The organism is Allobosea rubneri, assembly GCF_032464875.1.
GTDB lineage: Bacteria > Pseudomonadota > Alphaproteobacteria > Rhizobiales > Beijerinckiaceae > Allobosea > Allobosea rubneri.
This window is the reverse complement of record NZ_JAWDID010000040.1, coordinates 34,441-50,431: the sequence shown is the minus strand read 5'-3', so window position 1 is coordinate 50,431 and position 15,991 is coordinate 34,441. Positions and strand designations below refer to the sequence as shown.

The 15,991-nt window shown below is 68.1% G+C and carries 15 protein-coding genes and 1 pseudogene; 6 read left to right on the top strand and 10 right to left on the bottom strand.

Features of this window, described 5'->3' with window-relative positions; translation table 11 throughout:
* Positions 1–254: pseudogene (locus tag RKE40_RS21345) on the top strand (iron ABC transporter permease); the annotation flags it as partial.
* Positions 255–402: 148 nt separating this feature from the next.
* Positions 403–2,142, top strand: a complete 1,740-nt coding sequence (locus tag RKE40_RS21340; RefSeq protein WP_316020223.1) for an AsmA family protein — start codon at positions 403–405, stop codon at positions 2,140–2,142.
* A 207-nt stretch (positions 2,143–2,349) separates the two neighbouring features.
* Here RKE40_RS21340 and gyrA read toward each other — a convergent pair whose 3' ends face one another.
* On the bottom strand, positions 2,350–5,154 hold the full coding sequence (gene gyrA / locus RKE40_RS21335) for a DNA gyrase subunit A (RefSeq protein WP_316020222.1): 2,805 nt from the start codon (positions 5,152–5,154) through the stop codon (positions 2,350–2,352).
* 212 nt (positions 5,155–5,366) lie between these two features.
* Between gyrA and RKE40_RS21330 the strand changes: the two genes are divergently transcribed.
* The 3 genes from RKE40_RS21330 (at position 5,367) to RKE40_RS21320 (ending at position 7,141) form a co-directional block, all read left to right on the top strand.
* Complete coding sequence (locus RKE40_RS21330) at positions 5,367–6,002, top strand: MarC family protein (RefSeq protein WP_316020221.1); 636 nt, start codon at positions 5,367–5,369, stop codon at positions 6,000–6,002.
* Between the two features lie 138 nt (positions 6,003–6,140).
* Positions 6,141–6,566, top strand: coding sequence for a hypothetical protein (locus RKE40_RS21325; RefSeq protein ID WP_316020220.1), 426 nt, complete (start codon positions 6,141–6,143; stop codon positions 6,564–6,566).
* A gap of 2 nt (positions 6,567–6,568) precedes the next feature.
* The gene (locus RKE40_RS21320; protein ID WP_316020219.1) at positions 6,569–7,141 is read left to right on the top strand and encodes a hypothetical protein; all 573 of its coding nucleotides are present in this window, start codon (positions 6,569–6,571) and stop codon (positions 7,139–7,141) included.
* Positions 7,142–7,227: 86 nt separating this feature from the next.
* Here the strand turns inward: RKE40_RS21320 and RKE40_RS21315 are convergent, their stop codons facing one another.
* The 4 genes from RKE40_RS21315 to RKE40_RS21300 all read right to left on the bottom strand — a co-directional run bounded on the left by RKE40_RS21315 (position 7,228) and on the right by RKE40_RS21300 (position 10,229).
* Positions 7,228–8,616, bottom strand: a complete 1,389-nt coding sequence (locus RKE40_RS21315) for a PepSY-associated TM helix domain-containing protein (protein ID WP_316020218.1) — start codon at positions 8,614–8,616, stop codon at positions 7,228–7,230.
* Between the two features lie 99 nt (positions 8,617–8,715).
* Positions 8,716–9,120 carry a hypothetical protein gene (locus RKE40_RS21310; RefSeq protein ID WP_316020217.1) on the bottom strand — a complete coding sequence of 135 codons (405 nt, stop codon included), beginning with the start codon at positions 9,118–9,120 and terminating at the stop codon, positions 8,716–8,718.
* A 72-nt stretch (positions 9,121–9,192) separates the two neighbouring features.
* A complete protein-coding gene (locus tag RKE40_RS21305) occupies positions 9,193–9,540 on the bottom strand; it encodes a gamma-glutamylcyclotransferase family protein (protein ID WP_316020216.1) in 348 nt (115 codons plus the stop codon).
* Between the two features lie 23 nt (positions 9,541–9,563).
* The gene (locus tag RKE40_RS21300) at positions 9,564–10,229 is read right to left on the bottom strand and encodes a DJ-1/PfpI family protein (protein ID WP_316020215.1); all 666 of its coding nucleotides are present in this window, start codon (positions 10,227–10,229) and stop codon (positions 9,564–9,566) included.
* Positions 10,230–10,303: 74 nt separating this feature from the next.
* On the opposite strand from RKE40_RS21300, the gene RKE40_RS21295 reads away from it, so the two are divergent.
* A complete protein-coding gene (locus RKE40_RS21295; protein ID WP_316020214.1) occupies positions 10,304–11,266 on the top strand; it encodes a GlxA family transcriptional regulator in 963 nt (320 codons plus the stop codon).
* 8 nt (positions 11,267–11,274) lie between these two features.
* Here RKE40_RS21295 and RKE40_RS21290 read toward each other — a convergent pair whose 3' ends face one another.
* The 5 genes from RKE40_RS21290 to ssb all read right to left on the bottom strand — a co-directional run bounded on the left by RKE40_RS21290 (position 11,275) and on the right by ssb (position 15,718).
* Complete coding sequence (locus tag RKE40_RS21290; RefSeq protein ID WP_316020213.1) at positions 11,275–11,721, bottom strand: GNAT family N-acetyltransferase; 447 nt, start codon at positions 11,719–11,721, stop codon at positions 11,275–11,277.
* Positions 11,722–11,731: 10 nt separating this feature from the next.
* Positions 11,732–12,910, bottom strand: a complete 1,179-nt coding sequence (locus RKE40_RS21285) for an E22 family MetX-like putative esterase (RefSeq protein ID WP_316020212.1) — start codon at positions 12,908–12,910, stop codon at positions 11,732–11,734.
* Positions 12,911–13,137: 227 nt separating this feature from the next.
* The gene (locus RKE40_RS21280; protein WP_316020211.1) at positions 13,138–14,253 is read right to left on the bottom strand and encodes a M20 family metallopeptidase; all 1,116 of its coding nucleotides are present in this window, start codon (positions 14,251–14,253) and stop codon (positions 13,138–13,140) included.
* Between the two features lie 166 nt (positions 14,254–14,419).
* Positions 14,420–15,058, bottom strand: a complete 639-nt coding sequence (locus RKE40_RS21275; protein WP_316020210.1) for a VOC family protein — start codon at positions 15,056–15,058, stop codon at positions 14,420–14,422.
* A 114-nt stretch (positions 15,059–15,172) separates the two neighbouring features.
* Positions 15,173–15,718 carry a single-stranded DNA-binding protein gene (gene ssb / locus RKE40_RS21270; RefSeq protein ID WP_316020209.1) on the bottom strand — a complete coding sequence of 182 codons (546 nt, stop codon included), beginning with the start codon at positions 15,716–15,718 and terminating at the stop codon, positions 15,173–15,175.
* Positions 15,719–15,991: the final 273 nt, after the last annotated feature.

Sequence of the window (15,991 nt, the reverse complement as noted above, 5' to 3'; positions counted from 1 at the left end):
GGCCGCTGGCCCGCCCCGCCGTCGCCGCCGCCGCCCTGCTGGTCTTCGTCGACTGCATGAAGGAATTGCCGATGACCCTGCTGCTGCGGCCGCTCAACTTCGACACGCTCGCGACGCTGGTCTATGGCCACGCCTCGCGCGGCGTCTTCGAGGACGGCGCGCTGGCGGCGCTGCTGATCGTCCTGATCGGGATCTACCCGGCGATCATGCTGGCGCGCGCCGGCGACGGCGAGAAACTGGCCACCGGCAGTTGAATCCGGCCTTGTAAACTCGACATTCGCGAGAGGGGGGAATACACCGTTTGCCGCGCGAGTGCCGTTTCGGCCCTGTTGGCGCTGATTCGCTTGCGATCACCCCTTTGCAATGCGGCCCGAACGGCAGCCGCGGCGCAGACCGAGGCCCATGACACGACGCGCTTCCATTCTCGGCCTGGCAGTTGCCGCGTTGCTGCTCGTGCTCGGGCTGCAATCCTGGGGGCTGGCACTGGCGCTGGTCGAACGGCAGGTCGTCGCCGGCATCGAGAAGCGTGTCGGCCTGAAGGTCACGTCCCTGAAGCGGGCAGAGATCGCCTTCCTGCCGATGCCGCGCGTCAGCCTGTCCGAGGTCACCTTCTCCGCGCCCGATGGCACGCTGTCGGGGACGGCCCTGCGGCTGCGGGCCCGCACGCGCCTGCTCTCGCTGGTCGGCGGCCAGCTCGATTTCGACCGGGTCGATCTGATCAGGCCCGAAATTGACATCGCCGTTCCCGGCGGGCTCGACAGCTACGCCAGCTGGGTCGCACCACCCTTGGGCTATCTCGCCGGGCTGAAGGGCGAGACGCGGCTCGTGATCCATTCGGGCAGCCTGATGGCGCGCTCCGGCAACACGATCCTGACCACCCTGCGCGACGTCAATCTCGTCGTCGACGATCGTGAGGCGGACGAGCCGATCGCCTTCGCCGGCAGCTTCACCTGGCGTGGCGAAGCCACCAAGGTGAACCTGCTCTGGCCGGTGACCGGTGAGCGCTCCCGGGTCGCGTTCGCGCTCTCCTCGAACCTGATGAGCTTCCGCCTCAACGGCATGCGCTCCGCCGCCCAGGGTGTCACCACCGGCCAGGTCGAATTCAACACGCGCTCCCTGCCCGATGCCCTCGCCTGGATCGGCCCGCGTCCACGCATCGCCACCCTGGTCCGGCAGGTCGAGCTCACGGCCGAGGCGCAGCTCGCCGGCGACAACATCTCGCTCAGCAGCGTCATCGCCAAGCTCGACGGCGACCAGCTCGAGGGCGTCCTGAAGCTCGATGGCGACGGCGCTCGCAGGGTGCTGTCGGGCACGCTGGCCGGCGCCGAGTTCGATCTCGCCAGGCTGCTCCGCCAGGGCGGCGAACAGAAGCCGCCGACGACCGGCGAGGCCGGCGGGACGCCTCTCGAATTCGACAGCTGGACCGCCCACGATGTCGATCTGCGCATCTCGCTCGACGCCGCCCGCCTCGGCCCGACCCGGCTCGGCGAGCTCGCGGCGCAGCTCATGGTCCGCAAGGGCCGGTTCGAAGCGTCGGTGCTGCGCGCCTCGGCCTATGGCGGCACGGCCCGCGCCCGCCTTCTTGCCACCGCCGTTCCGGCCGGAGCCGAGGTCAAGCTGCAGTTCGGGCTCGACCGCGTCAACCTCGGGCAGGCAGGCGCCGACCTTCCCGAGCTGCTCGGCGGGCTGACCGGCTTCGCCACCGGGCAGATCGCGCTCGACGGCAGCGGCGACAGTCTGGAGGAGGTCGTCGGCTCCATGACCGGCCGCGCCAATGCGACGCTGCGCCAGGGCGAGTTCAAGGGGCTGAATTTCGCCGAATTGCTGCGCCGTGCCGAGAAGCCCCCTCTCGGACGTGACTGGCGCGGCGGCAGGACCACCTTTGAAACCGCCCAGTTCGCGGCGCTCGCCAACCGCGGCGTGCTGACCCTCACCGAAGCGCAGATGGCAGGCCCGGGCTATGCGCTGTCGATGACCGGCAGCGCCGATCTAGGCCGGCGCTGGCTCGAACTCGCCGGCGTGCTGAGCGCGACCAGCGGCACGGCCCGCACCCCCTTCAAGATCCGCGGGCCGTTCAACGACGCTGTCTTCACGCCGACCCCCGACGCCGCCGCCATCCATCCGACCGGCGCGACCCGCTAGCCAGAGCGCTGCCACCAGGCGCCTGCTCTCCGGGCGGTGCCGGCGATAATCGGCTCTTCCCGACCACGCACGCCGCCATGGCCGTCGCCCCGCAGCCCTGACTAGCGTTAGGCCCGCCTTGCCGCGCCCAAACGAGAAGGGGCGCCGCTGCCCGGCCAGGCAGCGGCGCCCCGATCAAGGTTGCCAGCTTCGGCAGTGACTGGCCGCTCAGGCCTCGCCGCCGGCCTCTCCGGCGTCACCGCCCTCGCCGCTTTCGGCTTCAGCCTCGCCTTCGCTGTCCTCGCCGGCATCGCCGATGCACTCGACCGAGACGACCTTCTCGTCGCCATGGGTGTTGAACACGGTGACGCCCTGGGTCGAGCGGCCGGCGATGCGGATGCGGTTGTTGGGCCCGGCATCGACCGGAACGCGGATCACCTGGCCGCCATCGGTGACCAGCATGATCTGGTCGGACTCGACCACCGGGAAGGAGGCGATCAGCTTGCCGTTGCGCTCGTTCACCACCATGGCGACGATGCCCTTGCCGCCGCGACCGGTCACCCGATACTCGAAGGACGAGGTGCGCTTTCCGTAGCCCTTTTCCGACACGGTCAGGATGAACTGCTCGGAAGCGCCCATCTCGGCGTACTTCTCCTGGCCGAGCTCGATATCGCCGACGGCCTCCTCCGAATCCGCGGCCGGAGCGCTCGCCTCCTCGCCATCGCCGGTCACGGCGCGCCGTGCCGCCGAAGCGAGCTTGAGATAGGCGGCGCGCTCGTCGGCGGTGGCATCGAGGTGGTGCAGGATCGCGAGCGAGATCACCTCGTCACCCTTGGCGAGGTTGATGCCGCGCACGCCCGTCGAGTCGCGGCCCTTGAAGACGCGGACCTCCGGCACGGCGAAGCGGATGCACTGGCCTTCCGCCGTCGTCAGCAGGACGTCGTCATGCTCGGAGCAGATCTGCACGTCGACGATGGAATCGCCCTCGTCGAGCTTCATCGCGATCTTGCCGTTGCGGTTGACCTGGACGAAGTCGGAGAGCTTGTTGCGGCGGACATTGCCGCTCTTCGTCGCGAACATCACGTCGAGACGGCTCCAGCTCTCCTCGTCCTCCGGCAGCGGCATCACCGTGGTGATGCGTTCGCCCTGGTCGAGCGGCAGCATGTTGTTGAGGAACTTGCCGCGCGCATTCGGTGCCGAGAGCGGCAGGCGCCAGACCTTCTCCTTGTAGGCCTGGCCCAGCGAGGAGAAGAAGATGATCGGCGTATGCGTGTCGGCGACGAAGAGCCTGGTAACGAAATCCTCGTCCTTGGTCGCCATGCCGGAGCGACCCTTGCCGCCGCGCTTCTGCGCCCGGTAGGTCGAGAGCGGAACGCGCTTGATGTAACCGGCATGGCTGACGGTGACGACCATGTCCTCGCGGGCGATCAGGTCCTCGTCGTCGAGGTCGGAACCCCAGTCCATGATCTCGGTCCGGCGCGGCGTGGCGAAGGCGGCCTTCACCTCGGCGAGCTCGGTCTTGATGATCTCCTGGATGCGGGCGCGCGAGCGCAGGATGTCGAGATAGTCGGCGATCTCCTTGGCGAGCTTTTCCAGCTCGTCGCCGATCTCGTCGCGGCCGAGGGCGGTGAGGCGGGCGAGGCGCAATTCGAGGATCGCCTTGGCCTGCGCATCGGAGAGCCGGTAGGTGCCGTCGGCATTCATCGGATGGCGTGGGTCGTCGACCAGCGCGATCAGCGGCGCGATGTCCTCCGCCGGCCAGTCGCGCGCCATCAGGGCCTCATGCGCGGCCGACGGCGTCGGAGCCGTGCGGATCAGGCGGATGACCTCGTCGATATTCGCGACGGCGGTTGCGAGGCCACAGAGCACATGGGCGCGCTCGCGCGCCTTGTTGAGCAGATAGCGCGTGCGCCGCGAGACCACCTCTTCGCGGAACTCGACGAAGGCCGAGATGAAGTCGCGGAGATTCAGCACCTCCGGCCGGCCACCGGTCAACGCCACCATGTTGGCGCCGAACGAGGTCTGCAGCGGCGTGAAGCGGTAGAGCTGGTTCAGCACGACATCGGCGACGGCGTCGCGCTTGATCTCGATGACGACGCGCACGCCCTCGCGGCTCGACTCGTCGCGCAGGTCCGAGATGCCCTCGATCCGCTTCTCGCGGACGAGATCGGCGATCTTCTCGACCATCGAGGCCTTGTTCACCTGATAGGGAACCTCGGTGACGACGATCGCCTCGCGCTCCTTGCGCAGCTCCTCGATATGCGTCTTCGAGCGCATCACGATCGAGCCGCGGCCGGTATGATAGGCCGAATGGATGCCGCTGCGGCCCATGATCGAGGCGCCGGTCGGGAAGTCCGGGCCGGGCACGATCTCGATCAGCTCGTCGATCGTGATCTCGGGGTTCTCGATCAGCGCGATGCAGGCATCGATGACCTCGCCGAGATTATGCGGCGGGATGTTCGTGGCCATGCCGACGGCGATGCCGCCGGCGCCATTGACCAGGAGGTTCGGATAGCGCGCCGGCAGGACGGTCGGCTCATGCTCCTTGCCGTCATAGTTCGGCTGAAAGTTGACCGTGTCGAGGTCGAGATCCTCAAGGAGCGGCATCGCCGCCTTGTCGAGCCTCGCCTCGGTGTAACGATCAGCCGCCGGGCTGTCGCCGTCCATCGAGCCGAAATTGCCCTGGCCGTCGATCAGCGGCAGGCGCAGCGAGAAGTCCTGCGCCATGCGCACCAGCGCGTCATAGACCGCGAGGTTGCCGTGCGGATGGTATTTACCCATCGTGTCGCCGACGATGCGGGCGCATTTGGTGTAGGGCCGCTCGGGCAGGTTCTTGTTCTCGTGCATCGAGAACAGGATGCGCCGGTGCACCGGCTTCAGACCGTCGCGGACATCGGGCAGAGCGCGGCTCACGATCACGCTCATCGCGTAATCGAGATAGCTCTTCTTCATCTCGTCGGTGATCGCGATCGGCTTGATGTCGCCACCGAACTGCGGGCCGTCGTCGCGCTTGTCGTCGTTGTCTTCGCTCAAGGGAAAATGCCCCGATTCAACCCAGTTTTTCAGCTTTCTGGCTATCCGATTCCACGCGCCGAAGCCAGCAAAAGGCGAGACAATCCAGTGAAAATAAGTCTCTGATTTTTCAGCGCTTTACCGCCCATTCCTGAATCGGTTCCGCAGCCCCGACGCAATCTCGCCATGTTTCGCGCGTGACGCCGGCGCGCCGCCATGCGTAAGGTCCCCGGATGTTCGCCGAATATCTCACTTCCGCCCTCGTCACGCTGCTGGTGACGCTCGACCCGCCGGGGCTCGCGCCGATCTTCCTGTCGCTGACCCGCGGCATGACCAATGACGAGCGCCGCCAGGTCGCGATCCGCGCCTGTCTGATCGCCTTCTGCATCATGGCCTTCTTCGGGCTGGCCGGAGACCTCGTACTGAAGGCGCTCGGCGTCTCGCTGCCGGCCTTCCGCATCGCCGGCGGGCTGCTGCTGTTCTGGATCTCCTTCGAGATGGTCTTCGAGCGCCGCAACGAGCGCAAGCAGGCGACCGCCGAGACGGCGATCACCCAGGACCATATCCGCAATGTCGCCGCCTTCCCGCTGGCGATCCCGCTAATGGCCGGCCCCGGCGCTCTGACGGCGGTCATGCTGCTCGCCGGGCGCGCCGGTGGCGACGTCGCGATGCTCACCTCCCTCGCCGTGATCTGCGGGCTCGTCATCCTCTCCTGCCTCGCCGTCTTCTTCCTGGCGGTGCCGATCGCCCGCCTGCTCGGGGTCACCGGCAATGTCGTGCTGACGCGCCTGCTCGGCGTCATCCTCGCGGCGCTCGCCGTGCAGTTCGTGATCGACGGCGTGCGCGCGGTCGTCGGCGGCGGCGGCTAGCCGAACCTCGGCCGGGACGACCGTGGCAGCGCAGGTGCGGGCTAAGGAGTGGTAAATCCGCTCGCTCGACTTGAAAGGCGAGGGAAGAACAAAAGCTTACGCCCTGCAGCTAAGACGAGGCTGCATCGGGAGATCAATATGCGCCTCGTCATCCTATCCGCCTGCTTCGCACTCGCCACAGCCGCCAGCCCCGGCTCCGCCGCCGGCCTCGACGGCTCGCTCTGGGACCATAATGGCTCCGCCATGGTGCTGGAGCAGAGCGCCGGCAGGATCGTCTATGACGAGCCCAAGGCATCGATCGCCGGCACGGTCCGCCGCGGCACGGTGCTGTTCGAGGGACGCTTCGCCGGCAAGCGGGTCAGCGGCACCGCCTATGTCTTCAAGAAGGGCTGCGAGCCGGCGCCCTATCCGGTCTCGGGCGTGATCGAGGACAATCCGCGCGGTTTCGGCTCGCGGATCGTGATGACCGGCCCGGCGCCCCGCCGCGACAGGGCCTCCTGCGCCATCATCGGCACGACCGGCGCCCATTCGCGCCTTGTCTTCGAAGAGATGGGCGACATCTGAGCATGCCGCGCATCCTCGAGAGCCGTACCGACCGGCTCTATTGCGGCTGCCAGGACGAAAGCACCGGCAGCAAGGGCGATGCCTCCTGGGGCCATCTCGCTCCCGACCGGAAGGCGCTGGACGAAAGCCTCGCCGCGCTGACGGCAGAGCTGAACGATGGCGGCTGGGAGATCAAGGCGGTCACGCCGCTGATCGCCAGCTACTACTACGCCGCCAGCCAGTACATGGTCTCGCTCGACCGCTCGAACTGGGGCGGCTACGGCGTCGGCTATGGCGCACCCTATACCGAGGGGCTCGTCGTGGTCGCCCAGCGCTGGGTCGAGATCAGCCAGGAACAGCAGGACGAGCGTGAACGCCGTGCGGCGGAGCGCGCGGCGGCAGAAGCAGCCGCGACACTTGAGGCCAAGCGCCGGACGCGCGAGGCCGAACTTGCGAAGCTCGCAGCCGAGCCAGTCGGCAAGGCCGGGCTGCTGCGCGATAAATGGCGCTTCCGTCGCCAGGACTATCCGACGGAAGCACTGGCCCACGGCGCCAAGGAGGTCGCGCTCAAGGCGTTGCGGGAACGGCCGCTCTAGCAGGCGGGGGTCCCCATGTGCCCGGCGCCGCGGTTGAGCCGCGCCGGGCAGAGAGACAGCCGACGCACGCCCCGGCGCTCGGTCGCTCAGGCCGGCCTGGAGAGGCGCCAGCGAGCGAGATCGACGAGGCAGAACAGCGTCAGGCTGAAGCCGACCAGCGGCAGCGCCCAGCCCAGGGCGGCAGCCATCCCGATGGTCGCCGCCCGGCCCGGCCAGCCCAGCCGTAGCCAGGCGAGGAGGAGCGTGCGCGGCAGCCCACCGGGCGCCGGCCGCTGGCGCCACCAGATCCGATAGCCGAGCACGGTCGCCACCATCAGCCCGAAACCGAGCAGCGCCATCAGCAACTGGTTCGGCCAACCGAACAGGACGCCCATATGCGCGTCGATCCCCCAGCGGATCAGCTTGGCGACCAGCGGGAAGGTCTCGAAATCGGCCCGGCTGACAACGGCGAGATCGCGCGGGTCGAGCGCGAGCGTGTCGACCTGCGTCGGCCAGCTCCGGTCGTACTCGCGCACCAGCCAGGCCTGGCCTTCGCCGCGCGGCGGCCGTATCTCGACATGCCCGGAATCGATCCCCGCCGCCTTTGCCGCCGCGAAGACGGCATCGAGCTGGCCGACACTGCCGGGAGCAGCCCCTCCCACTGCAGGGCCGTGATCGCCGTGATGAGCGTGCTCGCCACCGACTGCGGGCGCAGCGCCGAGCTTCAGCGAAACCGAGGGCGTCACCCAGCCGAGATTGGCCCGCAGCGCGTCGATCCGATCGCCGGCATGTTTCGACCAGGTCAGCCCCGTCACCGACAGGAAGACGAGGCCGAGCGAAAGCGTCAGGCCGATCAGCCCATGCCAACGCCGATCGCGCAGCGCCGGATTGATACGGACTCGCTCGGCGGCCTTCGGGTTACGCCGCCAGAACCACATCAGGCTGCCGCCGAGCACCACCGCCCAGAGCCAGGATGCGGCGAGCTCGCTGTAATTGCGACCGAACTCGCCGAGTAGCAGGTTGCGGTGCAAATAGTCGAGCTGGATTCGGAAGGGCAGGATGCCGCTGGTGCCATAGGCGATAAGATCGCCCTTCACCGCCAGGGAGACCGGGTCGACGAAGATCGCCCGGCTCTCGGAATCACCGAGCCCCGCCTGCGCGAACATCACCCGCGTGGTCTCGCCGGGTCGCGGCGCCGGGCGGATCGCAAAGAAGCGCGGCCCGTCGCCGATATGCCGGCGCGCGGCCTCGACCTGCGCAGCGAGCGAAGCGGGCTCGCCTACTGCCGTCGCTGTCAATTGCTCGCGGTAGATCAGATGCTCGATCTGCGGCGTCAGCACATAGAGCGTGCCGGTCAGCGCTGCGATCAGGATGAAGGGGCCGACGAGCAGCCCGGCATAGAAGTGCAGCCTCGTGATGAAGGCCTTGAATTCCAAAGACAAGGCGAAGGCGCGGCCGGAATTGGCGCGCGTCTGGACATCCGCGTGAGCGGTCATTGCTGAATTCCTCGATTGACCTGCCGACGCTCCACTGGCGGCCCGGGCCGGGCGGAGCTTCGGTCATTGCGACAGGGCGGCCGGAAGGCCGCTGCGGCGTCAGGTCAGGTGAGGAGGACCTCTAGGACGGGCGGCGAGCCGCTCCTCCCCGGGCAGCGGCGGCGCTATGAGATCGCCGAAGCTGACGGGCTCGACACGGGGCTCTGCTCGCTCGGCTATCGCGGCCCGAACCGGCGGCGCATGGGCCGCGCCGATCCAGACACAGCCGAGCAGGCAGCACGCCGGCAGGTGCGGCGCCCTTTCCTCCCCCGGCAGCGGCAGACTCTCGGAGCCCGGCGCGCACAGCGTGAGATAGATCGTCCGGTCGAGCAGCGCCGGCGCAAGGCTCTGCCCGGACAGAACCGCGCCGAACAGCCCCTGCAACACGAGCACATAGGCCGCGACGATCGCGACCCAGGACCTGGCTCGAATAGACCTTGTTCTGACGGACTCGGCTGCGCTCAACGACAGGCTCTCCTGCGCCGTCGATAGCGATGCCCCGGAAACCTGTCCATCAGCCGAACTGCCGCAGCGGCACTAGGCCTTGACGTAGACGAAGGCCTGCTTGCCCGAGGCGAGCCGAACGCTGATGCGCTTGTAGTCGGCGACCTCGTAGCGGTCGGCAGCGGCGAGTTCCTCGGCGGTGATGCTGAAGACCTTGCCGGGCACGCTGTCGGCCGGATCGTCGCTCGGCGCCACCACCGGATGGAAACGCTTGCCACTGGTGCGGATCACCTCGGGGTCGGTGATCTCCAGCATGGTCTGGACAAAGCCCGGCATGGCGTCGTCATGGCCGTCGAGCAGCCGCCCGAAGGAGGAAAGCTGGACGTTCTCCTGCTGCAGCGTGCCGTAGGAAAACAGAAGGATGCTGCGCTCGTCGGCCATGCCCGCTCCGGTTCAACCGCGGCTCACGACGCCGCTAGCAGTTTTTCGCGCGCCGCGCGCGAAGCGGCAAGGCGCTGGCGTGCCGCAGCCAGGATCGGCTCCGGCGCCTCCTGCGGCGTGCCGGCCCGGAAGGGAGGCTCCGGCGCGTATTCGAGCGAGAGCTGGATCAGTTGCGCCTCCGCCTCGCCGAGCAGTTCGGCGACCACCGTCAGCCCGAAATCGATGCCGGAGGTGACGCCGCCGGCGGTGATCAGATTGCCGTCGCGCACCACGCGCCCCTGTGTCGGGATCGCGCCGAAACGCGCCAGAAAATCATGTGCATTCCAGTGGCTGGTCGCGCGCTTGCCTTTCAGCAGCCCGGCCATGCCGAGCACCAGCGATCCCGTGCAGACCGAGGTGAGATAGCGCACCTGCCCCGCCCGCTCGCGCAGGAAGGCGAGAACGGCCTCGTCCTGCAGCAGCGCGTTGACCCCCGCACCACCCGGCACGCAGAGCACGTCGAGCGGCGGGCAGTCGGCGAAGGTCGTGGTCGGCGTCAGCGTCAGCCCGGTCGCGGCCTTGAGCGGAGCGGTATCCTTCCAGACCAGATGCACCTCTGCACCCTTGGCCGAGGCGAAGACCTCGTAGGGGCCGGTCAGGTCGAGCTGCTGAACCTGCGGAAAGACGAGGATGCCGAAGCTGAGGGACATGGGATGATCTCCTGGTTGACGGAAGCAGCCTAGAGGAAGAAGCTTTGGCCGGATTGCCAACAAGCCCTCGCTTCATGCCAAACCAGCGCCGCATCGAGATCCTGACCTTCCCCGGCGGGCAATTGCTCGACGTCGCCGGCCCCTTGCAGGTCTTCGCCACCGCCAATGACCTCGCCCATCTCGCCGGACGTCCGCTGCCCTACGAGACCGCGGTGGTGGCGGAAGAGGGCCGCGTCGTCACGAGCGCGAAGCTCGAACTCGGTGCGGCTCCGCTCCCCGACCCAACCGCGCCGCTGCACACGCTGGTCGTCGCCGGCGGCTATGGCGTCAATGCTGCCTGCCGCGATCCGGCACTGCTCGGCTGGGTCCGGCAGCGCGCGGAGGCCGCCAAGCGTGTCGCCTCGGTCTGCAGCGGTGCCTTCCTGCTCGCGGCCGCCGGCCTGCTCGACGGCAGGCGCGCCGTGACGCATTGGGGCCGCTGCGATGAATTCCGGGCGATGTTCCCCGCCGTGCGGCTGGAGTCCGACCCGATCTATGTCCGCGACGGCGATGTCTGGACCTCGGCTGGCGTCACCGCCGGCATCGATCTCGCCTTGGCGCTGGTCGAGGCCGATCTCGGCCGGGAGCCGGCGCTCGCCATCGCCCGCCAGCTCGTCGTCTTCCTCAAGCGCCCCGGCGGCCAGGCGCAGTTCAGCGCCGCGCTCACCTTGCAGGAGAAAGACGAGCGCTTCGACCGCCTGCATGGCTGGATCGTCGAGAACCTGCGCGGCGACCTCTCGCTGGAGAGACTGGCCGGGCAGGCCAATATGAGCCTGCGCAGCTTCGCCCGGCACTATCGCCAGGCCACGGGCCGCACGCCGGCCCGCGCCGTCGAGGAGATCAGGATCGAGACCGCGCGCCGCCTGCTCGAACAGGGCCTCTCCGTCGCCCAGGCCGGCCGCCGCTGCGGCTTCGGCTCGGAGGAGACCCTGCGCCGCGCCTTCCTGCGCCGGCTCGGCGCCAGCCCGCAGGCCTATCGCGAGCGCTTTGCGCAGTAGGAAACCTCTTACAGCGCCAGCTCCATGACCCTTTCGCCATTGGCGCGGGTCTCGCCCGTGTCCCTGAAACCCTGCGCCAGATAGAAGCCGTGCGGCCCGCCATCGCCCGCGACGTAGCTGGTCTGGGCGAGCTTGTATCCCTGCGGCGGCAGGCTCTTCAGCCAGAGCCCGATCGCCTCGCGCCCATAGCCTTTGCCCTGATGTCCCCCAGCGATCATGAAACGCCAGAGGAAGCAGCCCCCGCTCTCATCGCCCGGGCGCCACATCATGAACCCGACCGGCTCGTCATCGGCATAGACGGCGCGAAAAACCGCGGCCGGGTTGAAGTGGGCTTGCGCGATCGAGACCGCATTCGGCGCGACGAAGCCACTCTGCGCTTCGTGCGGCGAGAGCTCGCAGATTGTGCGCACCGTATCGGCGGTCACCTCACGCAGCGAGACGATCGGCGCTCTCAACCGATCCTCCTCACTTCTCCAGAAAGGCCTTCACCGCCCCTTCGGCCTGCTTCATCGAGATCACCCCGTCGAGATGGCCGCGCGTACCCTGGATGGTGACGTGCGAGACGTCGCGCCCGGCCTTCTTCGCCTCGGCGACGCTGCGCTGGATCATCTCATCCGGAAAGACCAGGTCCTTCGGCTGGCTGACGATCAGCAGCGGCGCCCTGATCCGGCTCATCCCGTCGGCAAGCGATTTTCCGCCAGCGGCATAGAGCTGGTTCGCCTTGACCAGATAGAGGAAATGGTTGGCGTCCGAGAGCTTGGCGCGCGCTTCGCCGGCATTGTCGAGCACGCTCTGCACCTGGAACTTGTTGCCGAGCGCCTTGGCCGGGTCGTCGCCTTCCTTGGCGGGGCGGCGGCCGAAGGTGCCATTGGTCCAGTCGCCGTGATTGGCCTGCAGCGTCACCGCGGTCAGCGCCTTGGCGAGCCCGGCATTGGGCGGCGTCTTGCCGTAGTAGTCGCCCTTGTTCCAGTTCGGATCGACCAGGATCGGAGCCGCCCAGACGTCGAGCCAGGCGATCAGCTGGGCATCGGCCTCGGCCGCGCCAATCACCGCCATCGCCTTGCCGACCATGTCGGGATGGCTCGCGGCCCATTCATAGGTCTGCAGCGCGCCCATCGACGGCCCGGCGACCATGACCAGCTTCCTGATGCCGAGGCTTTCGACCAGTGCCTTCTGGACATTGACGAAATCGCCGATGGTCACGATCGGGAAGTCGAGCGCATACGGCTTGCCGGTGTCGGGATCGATCGAGGCCGGGCCGGTGGTCGTGGTCTTCGGATCGCCGGTGTTGAGGTTGACCAGCGTGTCCGAGGACAGGACGAAATACTTGTCGGTGTCGATCGCCTTGCCGGGGCCGATGATCGCGTCCCAATAGCCGGGCGCTGCGTCGGAGGCTGCATATTTGCCGGCAGCGTGCGAATTGGCCGAGAAGAAATGGCAGATCAGGATCGCGTTGGACTTGTCGGCGTTGAGCGTGCCGTAGCTCTCCCAGCCGACCTTGACGTTCTTCAGCGTGCGCCCGCCTTGCGTGGTGTAGCTCGGCAGCTCGAAGATTTTCTTCTCGACGATCAGCTCCTGAGCGTCCGCCATTCCCGTCACCATCATCCCGACGACACCCAGCACGCCCGCGATCCAGCCCTTCATGCCGCGCTCCCTTGCTCCGGCCGGCTTCTCGGCCTTGAGGCGGATCAGAGCGGATTTGCCCGGCTAACGGAAGGGGGCTCTTCTTCCTTCTCCCCTCGGGGGAGAAGGTGGCAGCGCGAAGCGCTGACGGATGAGGGAAGGACAGGCTCAGGCGACTATAGGGTCCCCCGGTCGCACCGCCCTCATCCGCCTGCCGGCACCTTCTCCCCCGAGGGGAGAAGGGAATCTCACAGCGTCTCGAGCAGCCCCTTGATCAGCGCCCGGCGCGGGGCGATCGACGGGATCAGCCCGTATTCCTGCAAGGTGTGGGCGCCGTCGCCGTCGATGCCGAGCCCATCCAGCGTCGGGACGCCGAGCGCCGCGGTGAAATTGCCGTCCGAGCCGCCGCCGGTCATCGGGCAGTCCTGCAGGTCGAAGCCGCTTGCGGCGGCGATCGCCCTCGCCTTCTCGTAGAGCGCAGCGACCTCGGCGCTCTTCTCATAGGGCGGACGGTTCATGCCGCCGCTGACCGTGACCTTCACGTCCGGATCATGGGGCTTGAGGCCGAGAATGCGCTTTTCCATTGCGGCGCCGTCGGCAACGGTGGTGACGCGGCAATCGACGCTGAACCAGGCATGCTGCGGGATGACGTTTGCCGCCGTGCCGCCGCCGACCAGCGCGACCGTGGTGGTGATGCCGCGCGAATAGTCGGTCATCGCCTCGACCGCGAGGATCTGGTGCGCCGCTTCGCGGATGGCGTTGCGGCCATCGGCATGGCGCGAGCCGGAATGGGCCGGGCGCCCCTCGATCTTGACCTCGAAGCGGCCGACGCCCTTGCGCGCGGTAACGATCTTGCCGCCCTCGCGCGCCGGCTCGGTGACCAGCACCGCCATCGACCGGCCGCCGATATCCTCGATCAGCCCGCGTGTCGTCGGCGAGCCGATCTCCTCGTCCGGCGTGAACAGGAAGACCATGGGCCGCCGGGCCGCACCGGCCTTGGCGGCATCCTTGAAGGCCTGCAGCGCCAGCCAGGCACCGCCCTTCATGTCGTAGACGCCGGGCCCGTAAAGCCGGTCGCCCTCGACCCGGACCGGCAGGTCCTTGGCGGTGGTGCCGACCGGGTGCACCGTGTCGAGATGCGACATCAGCGCGACGGCCTTCTCGCCATTGTCGACGCCGGCGCGCAGCACCAGGCTGTCGCCGAGCCCGTCGCGGCCGGGAATGCGCTCGACCGCGATCGGCAGGCCTTCGACCTCGCTCGCGACGAGGTCCATCATGCCGTTGACGCCGGGCACGTGATGGGTGGGGCTCTCCAGCGCGACCCAGACGGAGAGCGCGGGAACGGCGGAATCGTGAATGGTCATGATGGCAGGGTTTCGCAGGACAGCGTGGCGATAACGAGGAGATTGGCCATTTCGCCGGCTTTGTCCATCGCCGCTGGCGGGCAGCCGCCCTGCGGTTCGCGGGAGGTTCGCCGACGGCCTTCCGACCGGCCGCATCGACCAGCTGCGAACCGCGCATCGGCAGCGTTCAGGTGAGGTCCTTCAGCCCCGTCGGCGTCTCGATCTGCGCGCGATAGCGCAGCCTCGGACCCTGAGTGAGCACCGGAGCGCCCTCGACCGCGAGCTCGCGATAGAGCGCCGCGATGGTCTCCGGCTCCGGATGCGCGAGGCAGAAGCCGCGCAGGCGCGCCCCGAGATCGGCGATCGCAGCCATCGAGCGCGGCTTGCCACGCCGGTCGATGATCGAGGGCATCGTCCCGTCTAGCGGCAGCGCGCCATCGTCGGGAATCGCGAAATCGAAGGCCGGATCGTTTGCGGGAAGCGCGACCTTGCGGCCGAACATGCCGCCCCGGCCAGCGAGCACCGCATCGATCGCATCGGTCCGCGCGACCCAGCCGCGCAGGCGCCGCCCCTCCTCCCAATCGGCCCTGACCCGCTTTTGATCGTCGAGGCCGAACCAGCGCGCCCGGCCGGGCGCCCTACCCTCCGGATCCAGCGCCACGATCTCCAGATAGACGCCGCCACCGAGCTGCAGCAGGTGGTTATGCGTGCCCATGTAGAGATGGCGCTGGCCGAAGGGGACGTCGAGGTCGAGGCAGGCCCGCACATGCGCGGCGCCCTCGGCAAGCGTCGGGGCGATCACGGTGAGATGGTCCAGCTTCAGCATGCCGCCCTGCATCGCTCCCGCCCGCGCCCTCGTCCCGCACCATACGAAAAGAGGCGCCTCTTGCGAGACGCCCCCTGACCGAGAGACCGACGAAACCGTCCGTCCGCCGCGAAACTAGAACGGGATGTCGTCGTCGAGATGGCTCGAGGACCGCGAGCCGCCCGAACCGCCGCCCGACATCGCCGGCTGGCGCGAGCCGCCGCCGCTGCCGCCCATCGGGCTCTGGCGGCCGAAGGAGCCGCCACCGGAGGAGCGATCCTCGAAGGAACCACCGCCGCCCTCGCCATATTCGTCAGAGCCGCCCTGGCCGCGGCTGTCCAGGATGGTCAGCTCGCCGCGGAAGCGCTGCAACACGATCTCGGTCGTGTACTTCTCGACGCCGGACTGGTCCTGCCATTTGCGGGTCTGGAGCTGGCCCTCGATGTAAACCTTCGAGCCCTTCTTCAGATACTGCTCGGCGACCTTGGCGAGGTTCTCGTTGAAGATCACCACGGAATGCCACTCGGTGCGCTCCTTGCGCTCGCCCGACTGCTTGTCGCGCCAGGTTTCCGAAGTGGCGATGCGCAGATTGACGACCGGCTCACCGCTGCCGAGGCGCCGCACTTCGGGGTCGCGCCCGAGATTGCCGACCAGAATGACCTTGTTGACGCTACCAGCCATGACAGGCTCCGTTTTCCTGCGCACTTCACCACAAACCGGCCGATCGACCGGAAGCGGACCCTAGCGATCCCGGCACGGACTATCAATGATGTTCTCGTTTTGTTCAAGGGCCAAATCGGAAGTTGTCCCCGGAGATTCGTAGCCTCCCCGTCAGCGCCGGGTTACCTGCCGACAAGCGCAAAGCGGCGGCGACGAAAAGCAGACCTTTCCTCGACGCCGAAGAGCAGCCGTTGAAGCCGGTCGCCTCCTGCCAAGAGCATCTCCGGCAAAGGT